Source organism: Allobosea sp. 05T439 (genome assembly GCF_056396005.1).
In genome coordinates this window covers 103,976-123,415 of the sequence record NZ_JBFTKP010000011.1, presented here as the reverse complement: position 1 = coordinate 123,415, position 19,440 = coordinate 103,976, and the positions used below count along the sequence as shown (strand labels likewise).

General features: G+C 65.3%; 16 protein-coding genes. 2 read left to right on the top strand and 14 right to left on the bottom strand.

The annotated features are described in order from the left end of the window. Nucleotides 1-8 precede the first annotated feature (8 nt). Complete coding sequence (gene guaD / locus AC1DIO_RS15160; protein ID WP_441506637.1) at nt 9-1,349, top strand: guanine deaminase; 1,341 nt, start codon at nt 9-11, stop codon at nt 1,347-1,349. Here guaD and AC1DIO_RS15155 read toward each other — a convergent pair. The 14 genes from AC1DIO_RS15155 to AC1DIO_RS15090 form a co-directional block, all read right to left on the bottom strand. Continuing rightward, a complete protein-coding gene (locus AC1DIO_RS15155; RefSeq protein ID WP_476853617.1) occupies nt 1,310-2,167 on the bottom strand; it encodes a D-amino-acid transaminase in 858 nt (285 codons plus the stop codon). The two genes, guaD and AC1DIO_RS15155, sit on opposite strands and share 40 nt — an antisense overlap. A 162-nt stretch (nt 2,168-2,329) precedes the next feature. Then, nucleotides 2,330-3,925 (bottom strand): ABC transporter ATP-binding protein, encoded by a 1,596-nt coding sequence (locus tag AC1DIO_RS15150; protein ID WP_476853616.1) that lies wholly within the window; start codon nt 3,923-3,925, stop codon nt 2,330-2,332. A 1-nt stretch (nt 3,926) separates the two neighbouring features. Beyond that, the gene (locus AC1DIO_RS15145) at nt 3,927-5,048 is read right to left on the bottom strand and encodes an ABC transporter permease subunit (RefSeq protein ID WP_476853615.1); all 1,122 of its coding nucleotides are present in this window, start codon (nt 5,046-5,048) and stop codon (nt 3,927-3,929) included. A 4-nt stretch (nt 5,049-5,052) separates the two neighbouring features. Beyond that, nucleotides 5,053-5,973 carry an ABC transporter permease subunit gene (locus AC1DIO_RS15140; protein WP_476853614.1) on the bottom strand — a complete coding sequence of 307 codons (921 nt, stop codon included), beginning with the start codon at nt 5,971-5,973 and terminating at the stop codon, nt 5,053-5,055. Between the two features lie 65 nt (nt 5,974-6,038). Further along, on the bottom strand, nt 6,039-7,640 hold the full coding sequence (locus AC1DIO_RS15135) for a peptide ABC transporter substrate-binding protein (protein ID WP_476853613.1): 1,602 nt from the start codon (nt 7,638-7,640) through the stop codon (nt 6,039-6,041). 112 nt (nt 7,641-7,752) lie between these two features. Continuing rightward, nucleotides 7,753-8,871: an alpha/beta hydrolase family protein gene (locus tag AC1DIO_RS15130; RefSeq protein ID WP_476853612.1), complete on the bottom strand. Its 1,119-nt coding sequence runs from the start codon at nt 8,869-8,871 to the stop codon at nt 7,753-7,755. Between the two features lie 76 nt (nt 8,872-8,947). After that, nucleotides 8,948-11,245 carry an NADP-dependent malic enzyme gene (locus tag AC1DIO_RS15125; RefSeq protein WP_476853611.1) on the bottom strand — a complete coding sequence of 766 codons (2,298 nt, stop codon included), beginning with the start codon at nt 11,243-11,245 and terminating at the stop codon, nt 8,948-8,950. 118 nt (nt 11,246-11,363) lie between these two features. Then, nucleotides 11,364-12,383: an ABC transporter ATP-binding protein gene (locus AC1DIO_RS15120; protein ID WP_476853610.1), complete on the bottom strand. Its 1,020-nt coding sequence runs from the start codon at nt 12,381-12,383 to the stop codon at nt 11,364-11,366. After that, nucleotides 12,380-13,366 carry an ABC transporter ATP-binding protein gene (locus tag AC1DIO_RS15115; RefSeq protein WP_476853609.1) on the bottom strand — a complete coding sequence of 329 codons (987 nt, stop codon included), beginning with the start codon at nt 13,364-13,366 and terminating at the stop codon, nt 12,380-12,382. The genes AC1DIO_RS15120 and AC1DIO_RS15115 overlap by 4 nt, the downstream gene beginning before the upstream one ends. Nucleotides 13,367-13,370: 4 nt before the next feature. After that, nucleotides 13,371-14,297: an ABC transporter permease gene (locus tag AC1DIO_RS15110; RefSeq protein ID WP_441489121.1), complete on the bottom strand. Its 927-nt coding sequence runs from the start codon at nt 14,295-14,297 to the stop codon at nt 13,371-13,373. Continuing rightward, nucleotides 14,294-15,271, bottom strand: coding sequence for an ABC transporter permease (locus AC1DIO_RS15105; RefSeq protein ID WP_441489122.1), 978 nt, complete (start codon nt 15,269-15,271; stop codon nt 14,294-14,296). Before AC1DIO_RS15105 ends, AC1DIO_RS15110 begins: the two co-directional genes overlap by 4 nt. 151 nt (nt 15,272-15,422) lie before the next feature. Beyond that, complete coding sequence (locus AC1DIO_RS15100; protein ID WP_476853608.1) at nt 15,423-17,015, bottom strand: ABC transporter substrate-binding protein; 1,593 nt, start codon at nt 17,013-17,015, stop codon at nt 15,423-15,425. Nucleotides 17,016-17,159: 144 nt separating this feature from the next. Then, the gene (locus AC1DIO_RS15095) at nt 17,160-17,396 is read right to left on the bottom strand and encodes an Lrp/AsnC ligand binding domain-containing protein (RefSeq protein ID WP_038361355.1); all 237 of its coding nucleotides are present in this window, start codon (nt 17,394-17,396) and stop codon (nt 17,160-17,162) included. Between the two features lie 50 nt (nt 17,397-17,446). Then, on the bottom strand, nt 17,447-18,271 hold the full coding sequence (locus AC1DIO_RS15090) for an alpha/beta hydrolase (protein ID WP_476769287.1): 825 nt from the start codon (nt 18,269-18,271) through the stop codon (nt 17,447-17,449). 150 nt (nt 18,272-18,421) lie between these two features. On the opposite strand from AC1DIO_RS15090, the gene AC1DIO_RS15085 reads away from it, so the two are divergent. After that, nucleotides 18,422-19,423 carry an asparaginase gene (locus AC1DIO_RS15085; RefSeq protein WP_441506627.1) on the top strand — a complete coding sequence of 334 codons (1,002 nt, stop codon included), beginning with the start codon at nt 18,422-18,424 and terminating at the stop codon, nt 19,421-19,423. The last annotated feature ends 17 nt before the right edge of the window (nt 19,424-19,440 follow it).

Genomic DNA, 19,440 nt, shown 5'->3' with positions numbered 1-19,440 from the left:
ACGAGCCTGTGAACGAAGACCGTCGCCTTCGCGCCCTGCGTGGCCGCCTGCTCTGGTTCGTCGGCGATCCCGAGACCTCCGGCGACGCGGCGCATCGCTTCATCGGGGATGGCCTGGTCGTCATCGCCGACGGACTGATCAAGGCCGTCGGCGCCGCATCGGAGCTGCTGCCGACGCTGCCGGAAGAGGCGGAAATCGTCGATCACCGGCCGAACCTGATCATGCCGGGCTTCATCGACGCGCATCTGCACATGCCGCAGACCCAGGTGATCGCCTCCTATGGTGCGCAGCTGATGGAGTGGCTGAACAAATACACCTTCGTCGAGGAGCAGAAGCTGGCGCAGCAGGGACATCCGGAGAAGCTGACGCGGTTCCTGCTGGACGAGTTGCTGGCGAGCGGCACCACCACGGCGGCCGTCTACTGCTCCGTTCACCGTCAATCGGCCGAAGCCTTCTTCGCCGAATCGGAGCGCCGCAACACGCGGATGATTGCCGGCAAGGTGATGATGGACCGCAACGCCCCGGCGGCGCTGACCGATACGGCCGAGAGCAGCTATGCCGACAGCAAGGCCCTGATCGAGCGCTGGCACGGCAGGGGACGCCAGCTCTATGCGATCACGCCGCGCTTTGCGGTGACCTCGACACCGGAGCAGCTGGCCGCTGCCGGGCGACTCGCCTCTGAACATCCGGACTGCTTCGTCCAGACCCATATCAACGAGAACCAGGCCGAGATCTCGTTGGCCTGCCAGCTCTATCCGGATGCCGATGATTATGCCGGCATCTATCGGGATTACGGCCTGCTCGGCCGCAAGAGCCTGTTGGGCCACTGCATCCACATGACCAAGCATGAATGGCGTGCTTTTGCCGAGGCCGGAGCTGTCGCCGTGTTCTGTCCGACGTCGAACCTCTTCCTCGGTTCAGGCCTGTTCGACTGGGCCCGGGCGAAGCGGGAAGGCGTACGGGTTGCGGTCGCGACCGATATCGGCGGCGGCACCAGCTACTCGATGTTGCGGACCATGGCCGAGGCCTACAAGGTGCTGCAGCTGCAGGGCCAGTCGCTTTCCGCGTTCGCGGCGCTCCATGCCATCACGCGCGGCAATGCGGTGGCGTTGGGGCTCGATCATCTCATCGGCTCGCTCGAGCCCGGCCGCGAGGCGGATGTCGTGGTGCTCGACCCGGCAGCGACGCGGGCCATGGCGCACCGGTTGGAAACGGCGCGCGATCTCGCCGAGGAACTCTTCGTGCTCGTCACGCTGGGTGACGAGCGCAATGTCGCCGCGACCTATGTCGCGGGGGAGCGTGTGGGCGATCAGCCCAGCACGCCGCCCTTCCTGGCGAAGTCGATATAGATTTCGCGCAGGCGGATCGCGGTTGGGCCCGGCGCGCCATTGTGGATCGTATGGCCGTCGATCGAGACCACCGGCATCACGAAGCTGTTGGCCGAGGTGATGAAGGCCTCCTCGGCATCGAGCGCCTCATCCAGCGTGAACGTGCGTTCCTCGAAGGTGAAGCCGGTTTCGGCGAGGAAAGCCAGAACAGCCTTGCGGGTGATGCCCGGCAGGACCTTGTTCGAGAGCGGCCGCGAGATCAGCGTCTTGCCCTTGACGATCCAGGCGGTCGAGGACGCACCTTCGGTGACGACGCCATCTTCCACCAGCCAGGCTTCCTGCGCGCCGCTTTCGGCGGCGAACTGCTTGGCCAGCACCGGCCCGAGCAGGTTGACGCTCTTGATGTCCCGGCGGGCCCAGCGCAGGTCCGGGCAGGAGACGACCTTGATGCCGGTCTTGGCGGCGGGGGCCTCGCTCAGGTTGCGGGCCTGCGAGAACATCACCAGGGTCGGCGCCACATCCTTCGGGAAGGCGAAGTCACGGTCGGCAGCGCCGCGCGAKACCTGGAGATAGATACCGCCCTCGTMGATATTGTTGAGCTTGATCAGCTCCTCATGGATGGCGGTCAGTTCGGCGCGCGACCAGGGCAGGGCGAGCCGGATTTCTCCGCAGGAGCGCTCCAGACGGGCAAGATGCGCGTCGCAGTCGACCAGCTTGCCGCCGAGCACCGCCGAGACCTCGTAGATGCCGTCGCCGAAGATGAAGCCGCGGTCGAAAATCGAGATCCTGGCCTCTTCCTCGGGCAGGTACTCACCATTCACATAGACAATACGGCTCATCGGCTTCGGTCTCGTGGTTGAAGGAACGTCGGCATTGGTAGCGGAGGCGCGGGCGGGAGGCGAGTGCCAAAGCCGGCTTGCAGATCGGCGTCGGGCGCAACACTGCCGCGCCGAAGGGACGAGGACCGCCACGGCCACCGGGCCGGACCGGATATCTTCCGTTTACGCCTTGAGCGCGGCCGCGATCAGCCTCTGCGTGTAGCCCTCGCGCGGTGCGGCGAAAATCGCCTCGGTTGGTCCGCTTTCGACGACGCTGCCATCCTTCATCACCATGATCGTGTCGGCCATGGCGCGGACCACGGCGAGGTCGTGGCTGATGAAGAGATAGGAGAGGTCGTGGCGGGCCTGGAGGTCCTTGAGCAACGCCACGATGCTCTTCTGCACGGTACGATCGAGCGCCGAGGTCGGCTCGTCCAGTACGACCAGCGCCGGGTGCAGGATCATCGCGCGCGCGATCGCGATGCGTTGGCGCTGGCCGCCCGAGAATTCGTGCGGATAGCGGTTGCGCAGGCGCGGATCGAGCGAGACCTCCTCCAGGGCCTGCGCCGCGCGCATGTCGCGTTCGGCGCGCGTCAGATGGGGCGCGTGGACCAGCAGCCCCTCGCTGACGATCTCGCCTACGGTGAGCCGCGGCGAGAGCGAGCCGAATGGGTCCTGGAAAACGACCTGCAGGCTCTTGCGCAGCGGCCGCATCTGCKAGCGATCGAGCGGCGCCAGCGCCCGGTCCTCGAATCGGATCTGCCCGCTGGCCGGCACGAGCCTGAGTAGCGCCTTTCCCAGCGTCGACTTTCCCGAGCCGGACTCCCCGACGATGCCGATGGTCTGGCCGCGCTGCAGGGTCAGATCGACACCGTCGACGGCGTGGAGCAAGCCGTTCCTGCGCTTGAGAAAGCCACGACCGAGATCGTAGCTGACGCGCAGGTCACGGGCCTCGAGCAGGATCGGGGCGCCCTTCGGCGCAGGTTGCTTATGGCCTGCGGGCTCTGCCGAGAGCAGCAGCTTGGTATAGGGATGGCTCGGTGCTGCGAAGAGGACCTCGGTGGTTCCGCTCTCCACCACTTCGCCAGACTTCATCACATAGACGCGCTCTGCATATTTCCGCACCAGCCCGAGATCGTGGCTGATCAGGACGACGGCCATGCCGAGCCGCTTTCTGAGATCGGCGATCAGCGCCAGGATCTCGGCCTCGATGGTGACGTCGAGCGCTGTCGTCGGTTCGTCGGCAATCAGGATATCGGGATCATTGGCCAGGGCCATCGCGATCATGACGCGTTGGCGCTGCCCGCCTGAGAGCTCGTGCGGATAGGCATCGAGCCGTTCCTGCGGCCGGGGAATCTGGACGAGTTTCAGGAGTTCGAGCGCCCGCGTCCGCGCGGCGCTGCGTGACAATCCCTGGTGTTTGCGCAGAGGMGCGGCCATCTGGCTGCCGATCCGGAACAGCGGGTCGAGCGATGTCATGGGCTCCTGGAAAATCATCGCGAGCTTCCGGCCGCGATAGGCATTGAGTTGCTTGGGTTTCAGCCCGAGCAGCTCCGTGCCGCGATAGCGGATCGAGCCTTCCACCTCGCCATTCCCAGCGAGCAGGCCCATCGCGGCCATCACCGTCTGGCTTTTGCCGGAACCGGATTCGCCGACGATGGCGACGAATTCGCCGGCTCCGACAGCGATATCGACGCCGTTCACCGCATCGAGCAGCCCATCATTGGTCCGGAAGCGCACGCGCAGGTCGCGGATCTCGAGGATCGGAGCGTCCCCCATCTCAGCGATCCCTGGGATCGAGCGCGTCGCGCAGGCCATCGCCGAGGAAGTTCAGCGCGAACAGCGTGGTCACCAGGAAGCTCGCCGGGAAGATCAGCATCCAGGGCGCGCCCTGGATCGAGCGGGCGCCGTCCGAGATCAGCACGCCCCAACTCGTCATCGGCTCCTGCACGCCAAGGCCGAGGAAGGAGAGAAAGCTCTCGAGCAGGATGATCTTCGGCACCAGCAGCGTGACATAGATGATGACCGGGCCAAGCGTGTTGGGAATGACATGGCGCCTCAGGATGCCGCCGGTCGTGACGCCGAGCGCCTCGGCCGCCAGCACATATTCCTGTCGCTTGATCGAGAGTGTCTGTCCGCGAACGATCCGGGCCATGTCGAGCCATTCGATCGCGCCGACGGCAAGGAACATCAGGATGAAATTCCGGCCGAAGAAGACGACCAGCAGGATGACGAAGAAGATGAAGGGCAGCGAATAGAGCACGTCGACGATGCGCATCATCAGCATGTCGATGCGTCCGCCGAGATAGCCTGCTGTGGCGCCGTAGCTGACGCCGATCACGAGCGCGACACCCGTCGCGAGCAGGCCGATCGCCAGGGAAACCCGCCCGGCGATCAGCGTGCGGGTCAGCAGGTCGCGGCCATTGGCATCGGTGCCGAACCAGAAGCGCTGCCGCTTGATCGGCACTTCCAGAGCGAGCCTGCGGCCATCTTCCTCATTGGCCAGGATCTTCGGTGTGCCGAACTGGTCTGAGCGATCGAAATAGACGAGAAGCCGCTGATCGATCGGGCGCTGTGACGTCAGCGTCAGGCGCACGCTATCCTGGCCTACAGCGATATCGCTCGCCGTCGCCCGGACGCGCGAGGCGATGCGCTGCACGGCGGCTGGTATCGCCTCGGCCTTGGGATAGCTCTCGATGCTGGCGGGCACACGGACATAGTCCTGGTAGACCCGATCATGCGGATGCCCGGTCATCAACGGGCCGATCAGGCAGGCCAGCGTCATCAGCGCCAGCACGATCAGGCTCGCGACCGCTGCGCGGTTGCGCATCAGGCGGATGCGGGCATCCTGCCAGAGCGAGCGCCCGGTGACGGGCAGGGGGGCAAGCGTGATCTCGCTCATGCGCTCACTCCAGCCTGACGCGCGGATCGAGCAGCGCATAGACAACGTCGACGACGAGATTGAAGACCAGCACGAAGATCGCCACGACAACGACCGTGCCCATCACCAGGGTGTAGTCGCGGTTGAGCGCACCCTCGACGAAATAGCGGCCGATCCCGGGAACGGCGAAAATGCTCTCGACCACGACCGAGCCCGTCAGCAAGGCCGCGGCGGCCGGCCCGAGATAGGAGACGACGGGCAGCGCCGCGCCGCGCAGGGCATGCAGTGCGACCGTCACGCTGGAAAGCCCTTGTGCCCGCAAGGTGCGGATATGGTTGGCGCGCAGGGTCTCGATCATCGCCGCGCGGGTCATCCGCGCGATCACCGCGATCTGCGGCAGCGCCAAGGTCACGATCGGCAGGATGGTGTTGCGGACCGCACCGCCATTCCAGCCGCCGACCGGCAACCAGGCCAGCATCAGCCCGAAGACGATCTGCAGCACGGGCGCGACCACGAAATTGGGAATGGTGATGCCGGCCGTCGCGAAGCCCATTACCGCATGGTCGGCATGCTGGTTCTGGCGGAAGGCTGCGAGCACGCCGAGCGGGCCGCCGATCAGCAGGGCAAGAGCGAGTGCCGATGCGCCCAGCCGCATCGAGACCGGCAGCCCCTGAGCGAAGAGCTCGGCGATAGAGAAGTCGCGGAAGTAGAAGGAAGGGCCGAAATCACCCCTGATCAATGCCGCGAGATAGGTCAGATATTGCTGATAGAGCGGCCGGTCGAGCTGATAGATCCGGCGCAGGTTCTCCATCACCTTCGCTTCCAGCGGCTGTTCGAGGTCGAACGGTCCGCCCGGTGCGACGCGCATCAGGAAGAAGGAAATCGTCACGATCACGAACAGGGTCGGGATCGCGATGGCGAGGCGACGCAGGATGAAGGAGAGCATTCCGAATGAACCGGGCCGTCTGCGGTGTCATGACCGGGCAGGCCCGGCCATGACACGCGGGTTTCTTACGGCTTCAGGCTCATGAAGCGTGTCGGCAGCGCGCCGCGCAGATTCTGCTGGAAGCCGACGAGCTTGGGCGAGACCAGGTTCTTCGACGAATAGAACATCACCGGAATCCACGGCACCTCGGCAGCCAGGATCGCGTCGGCCTCGCGCAGGATCGCGGCGCGCTTGGTCAGGTCGATCTCGTCGGCGGCCTTGGCAAGCAAGCCGTCGAAGGTCGGGTTGTTGTACTTGCCGGAATTGAACCCCTTGTTGTCGCTGAGGAACAGGAACAGGAAGTTCTGAGGGTCCGAAAAATCGCCTATCCAGCCATAGCGGGCGATGTCGAAATCGCCACCGTCACGCAGAAGGGCGAAATGGGTCTTGCCGTCGGTGTTGATGAAGCTGGTCTCGACGCCGAGCGCCTTCCACTGCTCGGCAATGGCGATGACGGTGCGTCGGTTGTTATCGGTCGTGTTGTAGCGGAGCTGTATCTTCAAGGGCATGCCGGGCCCGAAGCCCGCATCCTTGAGCAACTGCTTGGCCTTCTCCTCGCGGTCGAGCGGCGAGGCGTTCTTGAAGTCGGCTTCGGCGGCCGTGCCGTAATTGCCGATATTCGGCGGAATGACGCCATAGGCCGGCAGCATCGTGCCGCCCCAGATCTCGTCGGCGATGAACTCACGGTCGAGCACCATGGACAGGGCCTGGCGGACGCGGACATCGTCGAAGGGCTTCTTCGAGCTGTTGATGATGAGGAAATAGGTGCCGAGATAGGGCGCGATCTTGACCTGATCGCCCAGTTTCTCGCGCAGCTGCTTGATCTGGTCGGCAGGAATGTCGGTCGTCATATGCAGTTCGCCGGCCTGGAAACGCCGGGCGGCGGCGGCGAGATCCGGCGACGGGTAATAGATCACCGTATCGATCTTGACGTTGGCCGCGTCGTGGAAGGCCTTGTTCTTTTCAAGCTTGATATGGGAGTTCGGCACGAACTCCTTGAGCACATAGGCGCCGTTCGAAACCCAGTTCTCCGGCTTGACGAAATCGCTGCCGAATTTCTCGACTGAGGCAGGATGGACCGGAAGTCCGGTCTGGTGCGTCAGCAATTCGAGAAAATACGGGGTCGATCGCTCCAGCTTGATCTCGAGCGTCGTGTCATTGACGGCCGTCACACCCAGATCGGCAAGCTTCGCGCCCCCGTCGCTCTTGTTGATCTTCTCCGCGTTCAGGATCGGATAGAGGATGTTCGCGTATTTCGCCCCCGTCTCGGGATTGACCATCCGCCGCAGCGAGAAGACGAAATCCGAGGCCTTCACCGCGTCCCCGTTCGACCATTTCGCATTAGGGCGCAGCTTGAAGGTGTAGGTCTTGCCGTCCGGGCTGATCGTCCAGCTTTCGGCCACGCCGGGCACGACGGTGCCGTTGATGTGGTGGATGACGAGCCCTTCGGAGAGATCACGCAGCAGATGCGCTTCCGACACGGTCGAGGTCTTGTGCGCGTCGAGCGTCTCGGGATCGGAGTCGTTGCCGCGATGGAAGGTGACCTGGGCTTGTGCGACCGTGGTGGTGGCGAGCGCCAGACCCGCGGCAATGGCGAGCGGCGCCGCGCGGCGCGTGATCCTGAACATGACGAAACTCCCCTGAGGGCAGGTCTTCCTGCCTGTTCCTGACATGACCGGGAGAGTAGAGCGCGGCGTTCGCGCGCTGCCAAGCAGGAAAAAATCTTGATCCCAGTTTCGTTTACGGGGCGCCGCCGGAGGGCAGCATGAACGTGTCGTTCTCGAAGGCGATCACGCAATCGCCAGCGGCCTTGGCGCAATCGTTCAGCGTCGCTTCCTTGGCGCGATCGAGCGTCTGGGAGCCAAAGGTGTAGCGGAAATGCTTGCGCGACCGGCTGAGCGCCATCGCCTTCTCGCCGGGCGCTGCAAAATACTGCTCGAATGCGGCGGCGCGTGCCGTCAGCCCCAGCTTGGCAAAGAGCTCCCTTGCTTGGGCGGGCGACCAGGTCGGCAGCTTCCAGGCACGCAGCGACGCATCCACTTCGCGCAGCCAGAAGAACCGGGCCTGTCCGTGACGGAAGATCAGGTGACCAGTGGGCCGGACTTCGGGCAGCTCGATGAAGCGGATATCGCCGCCGGCATCGCGTGCGGCGCCGCGCATGCGGTCGACGAGCGCGGGCGGAAACAGCTCGTCGTTTTTCGCATAGATCCAGAGCTGTGGTGGCGCGCCGGGCACCTGCCAGCCCTTGACGATGCCGACCAGCGCATCGCGCGCCTTGTCGACACAGCTGTCGATATTCAGGCCGCCGGCGACATTGACGATGCCGCGCAAGCCCGCTGGTTTGCGCTGGGCGAGCGCCAGGACCGCCGCGCCCCCCGCCGATTCTCCGACCGCAATGGCGCGCGCCGGGTCGACATCGTCGCGCTGTTGCAGCACCCGCAGGGCGGCTTCGAGTTCGCTGGCATCCGCCTCGAATCGGCTGGTGAAATCGAGATCGGCGCAGGAGGTCGAGGCCGGGAAGGGCCCGTCCGACTGGCCGAAGCCACGACGCATGACGACGGCTGCGAGCCAGCCACGCCGGGCAAAATCCCGGGCGACGGTGGCGTAGGACGCCGCCCGCAAATCGCCCATGCTGACGCTGCTCGAGGATTTGCCATGAGTGATCAGCGCCAGCGGGAGGCGACCCTCAGCACGCTCCGGCCTGACGATCAGCGCCTCGAGCCTGATGTCACGCCCGTCGAGCTTGATCCGGAGGAAGGTGCTCTCCTCGCGCAGGGGCTCCTGCGCGCTGGCCGCTGCCGCGGCCAAGATCGGAAGCATGACAGCCGCGAGCCGCAGCAGCATCCTGATGATGCGCATGGCCTGTTCCCCGCAATCCCGTTCCGCCGGAGCACCGCAGAATGGCAGGAAACGGCGCCGCTGCAACGCCTCCTGACTAGGCCGGCAAAGCCGCCGCGCGTTCCTGCGCCTCGACCACGGCCACGGCCGTCATGTTGACGACGCCGCGTGCCGTCACCGAACCGGTCAGGATATGCACCGGCTTGGCCGCTCCGATCAGGATCGGGCCGACCGGGAGCGCATCCGCCAGCACCTTGGCGAACTGGTAGGCGATGTTGGCGGCGTCGAGATTCGGGAAGATCAGCACATTGGCGACGCCCTTGAGATGCGAGGAGGGCAGCACCCTGTCGCGCACCATCGGCAGGAGGGCGGTGTCGGCCTCCATCTCACCGTCGCATTCGAGTTCCGGCGCGCGCTCGCGGATCAGGCAGACCGCCTTGCGCATCTTCAGCGAGGAGGGGGTGTCGGCCGCGCCGAAATCCGAATGCGAGAGCAGGGCGATCTTGGGCGTGATGCCGAAGCGCGAGACATGGCTCGCCGCGATCACCGCCATGTCGGCGATCTCCTCGGCGGTCGGATCATGCTTCACATGGGTGTCGGCCAGGAAGAAGGCGCCCTTGTTGGTGATGATCAGCGTCATCGCCGAGATGTCACGTGCGCCGGGCGCAAGCCCGATGATGTCCTTGATGTGCCGCAGCCGCGACAGGAAGCGCCCTTCCAGGCCGGTGATCATGGCATCGGCCTCGCCGCGCATCACCGAGAGTGCCGCGATCACCGTGTTGTTGGTGCGCACCAGCACGCGTGCGGCCTCCGGCGTGATGCCCCGCCGGCCGGCGATCTCGAGATAGGTCTGCACGTAGTCGCGATAACGCGGATCATCCTCGGGGTTGATCACCTCGCAATCGATGCCTGGCCGGATCGTCAGGCCGAAGCGCTTCACCCGGGTTTCGATGACGCTCGGGCGGCCGATCAGGATCGGCACGGCCATGCCTTCCTCCAGCGCCACTTGAGCGGCGCGCAGCACGCGCTCATCCTCGCCTTCGGCGTAGATGACGCGCTTGGGGTCGGCCTTCGCCTGCGCAAAGAGCGGCTTCATGATGAAGCCGGAACGGAAGACGAAGCGCGACAGGTCCTCGCGATAGGCCTCGATATCGGCCAGCGGCTTGCGTGCGACGCCGGTATCCATCGCAGCCTGCGCGACTGCCGGGGCAATACGCAGGATCAGGCGCGGATCGAACGGATTCGGGATCAGCGAGGTCGCGCCGAATGTCTGCGATTCGCCGCCATAGGCGCGCGCCGCGATGTCGGACGTGGCCTCCCGCGCCAGCGATGCAATCGCGCGCACGGCGGCGAGCTTCATCGCTTCGTTGATCGTCGTGGCGTGCACATCGAGCGCGCCACGGAAGATGTAGGGGAAGCACAGGACGTTGTTGACCTGGTTCGGATAGTCCGAGCGGCCGGTGCAGATCATCGCGTCAGGACGTGCAGCAAGCGCATCCTCGGGCGTAATCTCCGGGTTCGGGTTGGCCAGCGCCAAGATCAGCGGACTCGCCGCCATGCGCTTGGCCATCTCGGGCTTCAGGACGCCGGCGGCAGACAGGCCGAGGAAGACATCGGCGTCGCCGATCACGTCGCTGAGCGTCCGCGCATCGGTCTCCTGCGCATAGACCTCCTTCCAGCGGTCCATCAGCGTGTTGCGGCCCTTGTGGACCACGCCTTCAAGGTCAGTGACCCAGATATTCCGGCGCCTGGCCCCGAGCTCGACCAGAAGGTTGAGGCAGGCAAGCGCGGCTGCGCCGGCGCCGGAGACGACGATCTTGACGTCGCCGATCTGTTTTCCCGCGAGATCGAGCCCGTTCAGGATCGCGGCGCTGACGATGATCGCGGTGCCGTGCTGATCGTCATGGAAGACCGGGATGTTCATCCGGGCCTTGAGCTGCTCCTCGATCTCGAAGCATTCGGGACCCTTGATGTCCTCGAGGTTGATGCCGCCGAAGGTCGGTTCCAGCGCCGCAACGACATCGACAAATTTCTCGATGTTCTTCTGGTCGACCTCGATGTCGAAGCAGTCGATCCCGGCGAATTTCTTGAACAGGACCGCCTTGCCCTCCATCACCGGCTTGGAGGCGAGCGGGCCGATATCTCCGAGGCCGAGAACGGCTGTGCCGTTGGTGATGACCGCGACGAGGTTCTGGCGCGAGGTCAGTTCGGCGGCTTCCGCGGGGTCGTCGACGATCGCCTCGCAGGCGGCAGCCACACCGGGAGAATAGGCGAGCGCCAGGTCGCGCTGGTTGCCGAGAGGCTTCGTTGCCTGGATCTCGAGCTTACCGGGCCGGGGCAGGCGGTGGTAGACGAGCGCGCCCGAGCGAAGATCCGTCGACAAGGTGCTTTTCATCGTCCTGCGTTCCTGGCTCCACGGCCCAAGGCCAAATCAGCTTGGAGGTCGCCCGGAAACGCGGTGCCGTCAAGCGTGCCGGGGGCAACAATCATTCAACCGAAACGACAGGATCGCTTCAGGCCGCCATCGCTCCGACGCCGCCGTCATGCAAGTGACAGGCCGCGACATGGCCGGACGCGATCGTTTTCAGCTCCGGCCGCTCCGCCTTGCAGCGCGGCCCGGCATGCGGACAGCGCGGGTGGAAATGGCAACCTGATGGCGGGTGCAGCGGCGAGGGGATCTCGCCGCTGACCGGCGCAAAACGCTTCTTGCGAGCCGTGATCGTCGGCACATTGGCGAGGAGTGCCTGGGCATAGGGGTGCTGCGGCCCCTTGAAGAGGGCGGCGGCGGGCGCGGCCTCGACGACACGGCCGAGATACATGATCACGACCCGGTCCGAGAGGTGCCGGACGACGCCGAGGTCGTGGCTGATGAAGAGGTAGGTCAGGTTGAGTTCGTCGCGCAGCTTCATGAAAAGATTCAGGACCTGGGCCTGAATCGAGACATCGAGAGCAGCCACGCTTTCGTCGCAGACGAGGAATTCCGGCTTCACCGCCAGTGCTCTCGCGATGCCGATGCGGGCACGTTGGCCGCCCGAGAACTGGTGCGGATAGCGCCGCTTGTAGGTCGGGTCGAGGCCGACGCGATTGAGAATATCGTCGACATAATCCGCCTGGCCGGCGCGTGTCGTCAGCCCGTGCACGACGGGCGCTTCGCCGACGATGTCGCTGACCCGCATGCGCGGGTTGAGCGAGGACATCGGGTCCTGGAAGATCATCTGGATGGCCAGCGTCGCAGCGTGGCGCTCCTCGGTGCCCATCTCGTCGGTATAGCGCCCGCGCCAGCTCACGCGGCCGGCGCTCGCCTTGTGAATCCCCGCGACGACCCGTCCGAGCGTTGATTTGCCGCAGCCGGATTCGCCGACCAGCCCGACGACCTCGCCGGCCCGGATCGAGAGATCGACGCTGTCGACCGCGTGCACGACCTCTTCGGTATTGCCGGCGCCGAACCAGTTCGCGAATTTCGCGGCCGCGTCGAGCGGTTTGGCGAAGCGCTTCGAGACGCTTTCGAGGGTGAGGATCGGTGTATCGTTCATGCCGCAACCCCGGTTCCGCTCAGGGGATGATGACAGCGCACGCCGCGCTCGCCGGGGAAAGCCGTCGTGGCTGGCGCGATCGTGAGGCAGTCGCCCTGAGCGTAGTCGCAGCGTGGGGCAAAGGCGCAGCCCTGCGGCAGGCGAGCGAGCGAAGGCGTCGAGCCCCTGATCTGGCGCAGCATCTCACCAGGGTCCCCCTCGCTCGGCAGCGAGCCGAGCAGGCCGGCGGTATAGGGGTGCAAGGGCGTGTCGAGCACGGGATCGACCGCGCCCGCCTCGACGATGCGGCCGGCATACATCACCGCGATCCGGTCGGCGAGCCCGGCGACGACGCCGAGGTCATGGGTGATCCAGACCAGGGCAGTCCCGGTTTCGGCACAGAGGGATTGCATCTCGGCAAGGATCTGGCTCTGGATGGTGACGTCGAGCGCGGTGGTCGGCTCGTCGCAAATGATCAGCGGTGGACGATGCAGCAGCGCGATCGCGATCGCGACACGCTGGCGCATGCCGCCCGAGAACTGGTGCGGATAGGCATTCAACCGCTCTTCGGGCGAGGGGATGCCGACTTTGGCGAGGGCATCCCGGGCGCGGGCCCGCGCTGCCTTGTGCGAGACCTTGTCATGGGCGGTGACGGCTTCGATCATTTGCGTGTCGATGCGCAGGACCGGGTTCAGCGTCATCATCGGATCCTGGAAGATCATCGCGACCTCGCGACCGCGGACCGTCCGGAATTCGTCTTCCCCGAGGCCGACGAGCTCCTTGCCGTTGAGCTTGATCGAGCCCTCGACAATGCGGCCGGGGGGATCGATCAGCCCCATGATCGAGAAGCCGGTGACCGATTTGCCCGAGCCGGATTCGCCGACCAGGCCGAGCACTTCCCCGCGACGGACATGGAACGAGACGCCGTCGACCGACTTCACCGTGCCGGCGCGGGTGAAGAAATGGGTCTTGAGATCGCTGACCTGGAGCACGTGATCGCTCATGGCTTCACTTCTCCAGGCGCGGGTTCAACACGTCGCGCAACCTGTCGCCGACCAGGTTGATCGAGACGATGGTCATGAGCAAGGCGAGGCCGGGGAAGACCGAGATCCAGTAGCTGCCCGAGATCATGTACTGGAAGCCGTTGGCGATCAGCACGCCGAGCGACGGCTCCGTTTGCGGCAGGCCGACTCCGAGGAACGACAGCGTCGCCTCCAGCGAGATCGCATGCGCGGTCTGCACGGTCGCGATCACGATGACCGGGGCGAGGCAGTTCGGCAGGATATGGCGGAAGACGGTGCGCGCATGGGAGAGGCCGAGCGACTGCGCCGCTTCGACATATTCCTTGCGGCGCTCGACCAGCGCGGAGCCGCGGACGGTGCGGGCGTAATAGGCCCATTGCACGATGACGAGGGCAATGATGATCTTGTCGACGCCCTTGCCGAGCGCAGCGACCAGGATCAGCGCGACGAGGACCGAGGGCAGCGATAGTTGCAGGTCGACGAGCCGCATGATCACGGTCTCGACCTTGCCGCCGGCATAGGCGGCGATCAGTCCGACGGTCATGCCGACGGTCGCGGCGATCAGCCCGGAGAAGGCCCCCACCATCAGCGAAATGCGCAGGCCGTAGAGAATGCCGGAGAGCAGATCGCGGCCGACACCGTCGGAGCCCAGCCACATCGTAAAGCCCTCGCCGGCCACGGCGCCTGGCGGCTGGCGGGAGTCCATCACATCGACCGCCGCGAGGTCATAGGGGTTTTGCGGGGCGATCAGCGGCGCGGCGAGCGCCAGCAGCACGATCGTCGCGAAGACCAGGAGGCCGATCAGCGCAACGCGATCCTCGATGAAGCTGCGGACGAAGCGCCGCAGCGGCGTCTCTTCCCTGGCCGGCGCGGTCGGGGTCGTCGTGACCGTGGGCAGACTGGTCTCGCTCACGTGCTGGCCTCCGTCAGGCGGACGCGCGGATCGAGCGCGGAATAAACCAGATCGACCAGCAGGTTGATCGTCACGAACAGCACGACGACAACCATGACATAGGCGACGATGACCGGTCGATCGAGCCGGGTGATCGCCTCCAGCAGGAGGCGGCCCATGCCGGGCCAGGCGAAGATCGTCTCCGTCACGACGGAAAAGGCGACGAGCGAGCCGAATTCGAGCCCGAGCACGGTGACGATCGGGATCATGATGTTCTTCAGGATGTGGACGCCGATGATCCGACACTGCGAAAGGCCCTTGGCACGGGCGAATTTGACATAGTCCATCAGGGCCGCCTCGCGTGCCCCGGCCCGTGCCAGGCGGATGACAAGCGAGATCTTGAGCAGTGCGAGGTTCAGCGCCGGCAGGGCCACATGCTGCCAGCCGTCGAGCGTCAGCAGCGAAGTCTCGATGCCGAAGACGGAGACGGTTTCGCCCCGGCCCGTGGCGGGGAACCAGCCCAATCCGACGGCAAAGGCGAGGATCAGCATCAGCCCGACCCAGAATGTCGGCAGCGAGAAGCCGAGGATCGAGATCGCCATGATCGCGCGCGAGGCCTTGCTCTCCGGTTTCAGCCCCGCATAGAGGCCAAGCGGCAGCCCGATCACGATCGCCATGAAAAGCGCGACAAGGGCGAGTTCCAGCGTCGCCGGCATGCGCGACAGGATGAGCTTGATCGCGGACTCGCCATGCACGAAGGAGCGGCCGAGATCGCCTTGCATGGCATTCTTCAGGAAGATCAGGAACTGTTCCCAGATCGGTCGGTCGAGGCCGAGCGAGCGGGCCGTTTCGGCGATCTGCTCCTGGTTCATCTCCGGCGAGACGAGCATGTAGATCGGGTCGCCGACGACGTTCACGCCGAAGAAGACGATGACCAGCATCGCGCCGATGACGAAGAGGGCCTGCGCCAGGCGACGAAGGATGAAGGCAGCCATCGGGTTGGTTCCTTCGCGAGCGGGATGGTGTGCGCGAACGCAGCGCTCAAAACAGCGTGGCCGGGTTTGCTCCGACCCTTCGGTGACCAGCGGTCATCGGCGAGAGGTTCCCGGGCCTGAGCCCGGGAACGACGTCAATCCGCCGACGCGGTCACTGCTTGGTGACGGAGGTCGCGAGCGTGTACTCGTCGGAGCGCGGCTCGACCTTGAAGCCCTTGCGGGCAGCCCAGGTGTTGAGCTGGAAATGTGTCGGGATCAGCCCGACATCGTTCATGCCGATCTCCATCGCCTCGCCGAAGATGGCATCGCGCTTCTTGTCGTCGACCGTGCGCAGGCCTTCCTCGACCTTCGCGTCGAAGGCCGGGTTGGAGTAGCGGCCGCGATTTGTCGCTCCCATGCCCTTCTGCGGGTTGAAGGTCGCAAGCAGCGCCTTGAGCGAGTCCGAGGACTCGCCCGTTCCGGCGGCCCAGCCGACGAGGATGAAGGAGAATTCCGGTACATTGCCCGCTGCGCCCTGCGAAGCGCGGGTGAAGAAGTTGGCCGGGGGCAGCGTCTCGACCTCGGTCTCGATGCCGAGCCGCGCGAACATCTGGGCGACGGCCTCGATGATCTTGGTGTCGTTGGTGTAGCGCCCGTTCGGCCCGTGCATCTTCATCTTGAAGCCGTTCGGGTACCCGGCCTCGGCCAGCAGCTTCTTGGCGCCGGCGAGATCGAAGGCGACCGGCTTCAGGTTCTTGGAGGTGCCGAAGAATGAATCGGGCAGGAGCTGGCCAGCGGGGATCGCCTCCTTCTCCATGATGCGCTCGACGATGCCTGGCCGATTGATCGCCATCGAAAGCGCCTTGCGGACGCGGACATCCCTCAGCGGATTCTTGATCTCGGAGCCGTCCTTGCCCTTGATGAAGGGGGAGACGTCGCGGAAATGGTCCATGTGGAAATAGACCACGCGGTTCGAGACCTGGCTGACGACATTCAGGTTCTTGTCGCCCTTGAGCTTGGCGACATCCGAGGTCGGAACGGCTTCGATCATGTCGACATCGCCGGCGAGCAGGGCCGCGACCCGGGTGGGCGCCGAAGTGACGACACGGAACGTCACCTTCTTCCAGAGATCCTTGCTGCCGCCCCACCAGCTGTCATTGGCGGTCATGACGACGCGGTCGCCCGAGACGAACTCGGCCTGCTTGTAGGGGCCGGTGCCGCCCGCCGCGCATTTGCCGGCGTTGAATTCCTCGGTGGTGGTGTCCTTGCACTTGGCGGAGATGACGCCGAAGGTCGAAAGATCGGTCGGCACCAGCGGCGCCGGCGCGGCGGTCTTGATGCGGATCGTGTAGTCGTCGACCTTGCTGATCTCCTTGCCGCGGACATAGGCCGAGAAGCTCGAGGGGCTCTTGGGCACGTTCGGMGCGCGCTGGAAGGTCGCGAGCACGTCGTCGGCGGTGAAGGGCGAGCCGTCATGGAACTTGACGTTCTGGCGGAGCTTGAACTCCCAGGTCGTGTCGTCGATCGCCTTCCAGCTTTCGGCGAGGCTGGGAACCAGCCGCTGCGAGGCGTCCTGGCCGACCAGCGGCTCGTAGATGTGCCGGGCCAGCATGTTGTTGGGGGTCAGGTTGTGATAGTGCGGGTCCATCGCGCTCGGCTCGGCCGAGATGCCGATGCGCAATTCCTGCGCGACAGCGGCACCCGCGACCAGAGACAGCGCCGCGGCCATGGCGGCGCGGCTGGCGAGTGTGGCGACGTTTCTCATTGAAAGAACCTCCCGAGTTCAGTGGATATTTTGGCGGATCGGAGCCGGCATGGCCAGCAGCCACCGCGTGGAGAATGTCCTTCTCCACGGATTCGTAGGGCCGGAGCATGCCTGCGCGTGGCAGGATGAGGACGGTAAAGGGCCTCAGAACGCCTTGAAGGTGATGATCGTGTGCGTGTCGGCGATCTCGGGGATCGACTGCACCTTCTGCGCTACGAAATGGCCGATATCGACATCCGCGGCGACGTGGAACTTGGCCAGGATGTCGTAATTGCCGGCGGTCGAATAAATCTCCGAGGCGATCTCGCGATCAGCGAGTTCGCTGGCGACCTCATAGGTCTTGCCGAGCTTGCATTTGATCTCGACGAAGAAGGTCTGCATCACGCGCTCCGAAAATCCTGTCCCTCTGGATAGAGCCTCGCGCCGGAAGATCAAGCGCCTGCGAGTTCGGCGAGGCGCTTGCTCATTGCACTGTCGGGGTCGGGAAGATCGGCAAGGACGGTGAAATGGTTCGCGCCGTCGATCTCGCCATACTGCGTCCTGACGCCTTCCAGGCCCCAGACATCGGTGATGCGGCGGCTCTGCTTCAGGTATTCATCGCTTTCGGCCCCGCCGACCACGGCGTCCATCAGCAATCCCGAGGGGGCCGGCCAGAACAATGGGCTCTCCCGCTCGGCCGATTCCATGTCGAGTCCGAGCGCCTTGTTGATGCTCGTCTCGGTCAGGGGCTTCAGGTTGTAGAGGCCGGAGATGCCATAGGCTGCCGGCACCAGCTGGTCCGGCAGGTCGGGGTCGACATTCTTCCAGTCGGTGGCGAGCAGGCAGGCGGCGAGATGCCCGCCCGCCGAATGGCCCGATGCGACGATCGGCCGGTTGAACTGCCGCCAGAGGGCCGCCGCCGCCTGCTGCAGCTCCCAGACGATGTGGCCGAGCTCGACCTGTGGGCACAGATCGTAGCCCGCGACCGCCATGGGAACGCCGAGCCGGTTCACGCCGCGCGCCATATGCGAGAAATAGGAGCGGTCGAGCGCCTGCCAGTAGCCACCATGGATGAAGAGCACGATGGCGTTGCCCTTGACCGCCTCGGGCTTGAACAGGTCGTAATGTTGCCGCTCGCCCGGGCCATAGGAGATGCCGAGTTCGCTGACCGCGATACCGCGATAGGCCGCAGCGTCCGCCTGCCAGCCGGCAATGATTCCGGGATGCTCCGGCACGCGGGCGCGGTTATTGTATTCTGTCTCGTAATCCGTCGACATGGCTGGCTCGGCTTCTCCGGCTCTGCGGCTGTGGACCACGTCCTGAATCGCAGGCCACGCCAGTCTGCGCTATGGCTTTTGACAGGTCGAGCCGCAAACGCCACAAGGCTGGGCACCATGTGCATGGCCTCTGCGAGCCTGGAGATCGTTATGGAAAACCCCGTTCTTGCCGAGGTGATGCGCGGCGCCGTCGTCGAATCGCGCCATCGCGGCGCTGCAATCGTGGTCGATGCGGACGGCGCTGTGGTGCTTTCGCTGGGGGATGTCGAGCGCCCCGTGTTCCCGCGCTCGGCGGTGAAGGCGATCCAGGCCCTGCCGCTGTTCGAGAGCGGCGCTGCCGACCGCTACGGTTTGACCGAAGCCGAGATCGCGCTTGCCGTCGCCTCGCATTCCGGCGAGCCGGCTCATGCCGAAACCTCGCTCGGCATGCTGAGGAAGGCCGGTCGGGATGCCGGTTGCCTCGAATGCGGCGCTCATTGGCCGATGAACGAGGCTGCGGCGCGCGCCATCTCCAAGGCGGGCCAGGAGCCGACCGCTCTCAACAACAACTGCTCGGGCAAGCATGCCGGTTTCGTCTGCCTCTCCTGCGGCCTGGATGAGGACCCGACCGGTTACGTGAAGGCCGGGCACGCCGTCCAGAAGGCGGTGCGCGGCGCGCTCGAAGAGGTGACAGGCGCGGCCCACTCCGCCGATCTCATGGGCACCGACGGCTGCTCGATTCCGACCTATGCCGTGCCGCTGACGTCGCTGGCGCTGGGCTTCGCCCGTCTCGGCTCCGGCCACGGGCTTGGGCCGAAGCGCGCCGAGGCCGCACTGCGCATCCGCAAGGCGGTCGCTGCTCACCCCTTCATGGTCGCGGGAACCGGCCGGTTCGACACGCGCGCGATGGAACTCCTGCGCGAGCGCATCTTCATCAAGACCGGCGCGGAAGGCGTCTATTGCGGCGCGATTCCGGAACTCGGGCTCGGCATTGCGCTGAAATGCGATGACGGGGCAGGGCGCGCGGCCGAGGTGGTGATGGCCTCGCTGATCGCGCGCTTCCTGCCGATGAGCGAGACGGAAGCGGCGAGCTTTGCGCCGCTGCGCGAAAGCGTCCTGAAGAACTGGAACGGCATCGAGGTCGGGCGCGTGAGGGCGGCAGCCAGCGCTTAAATCATCGGATCGGATAT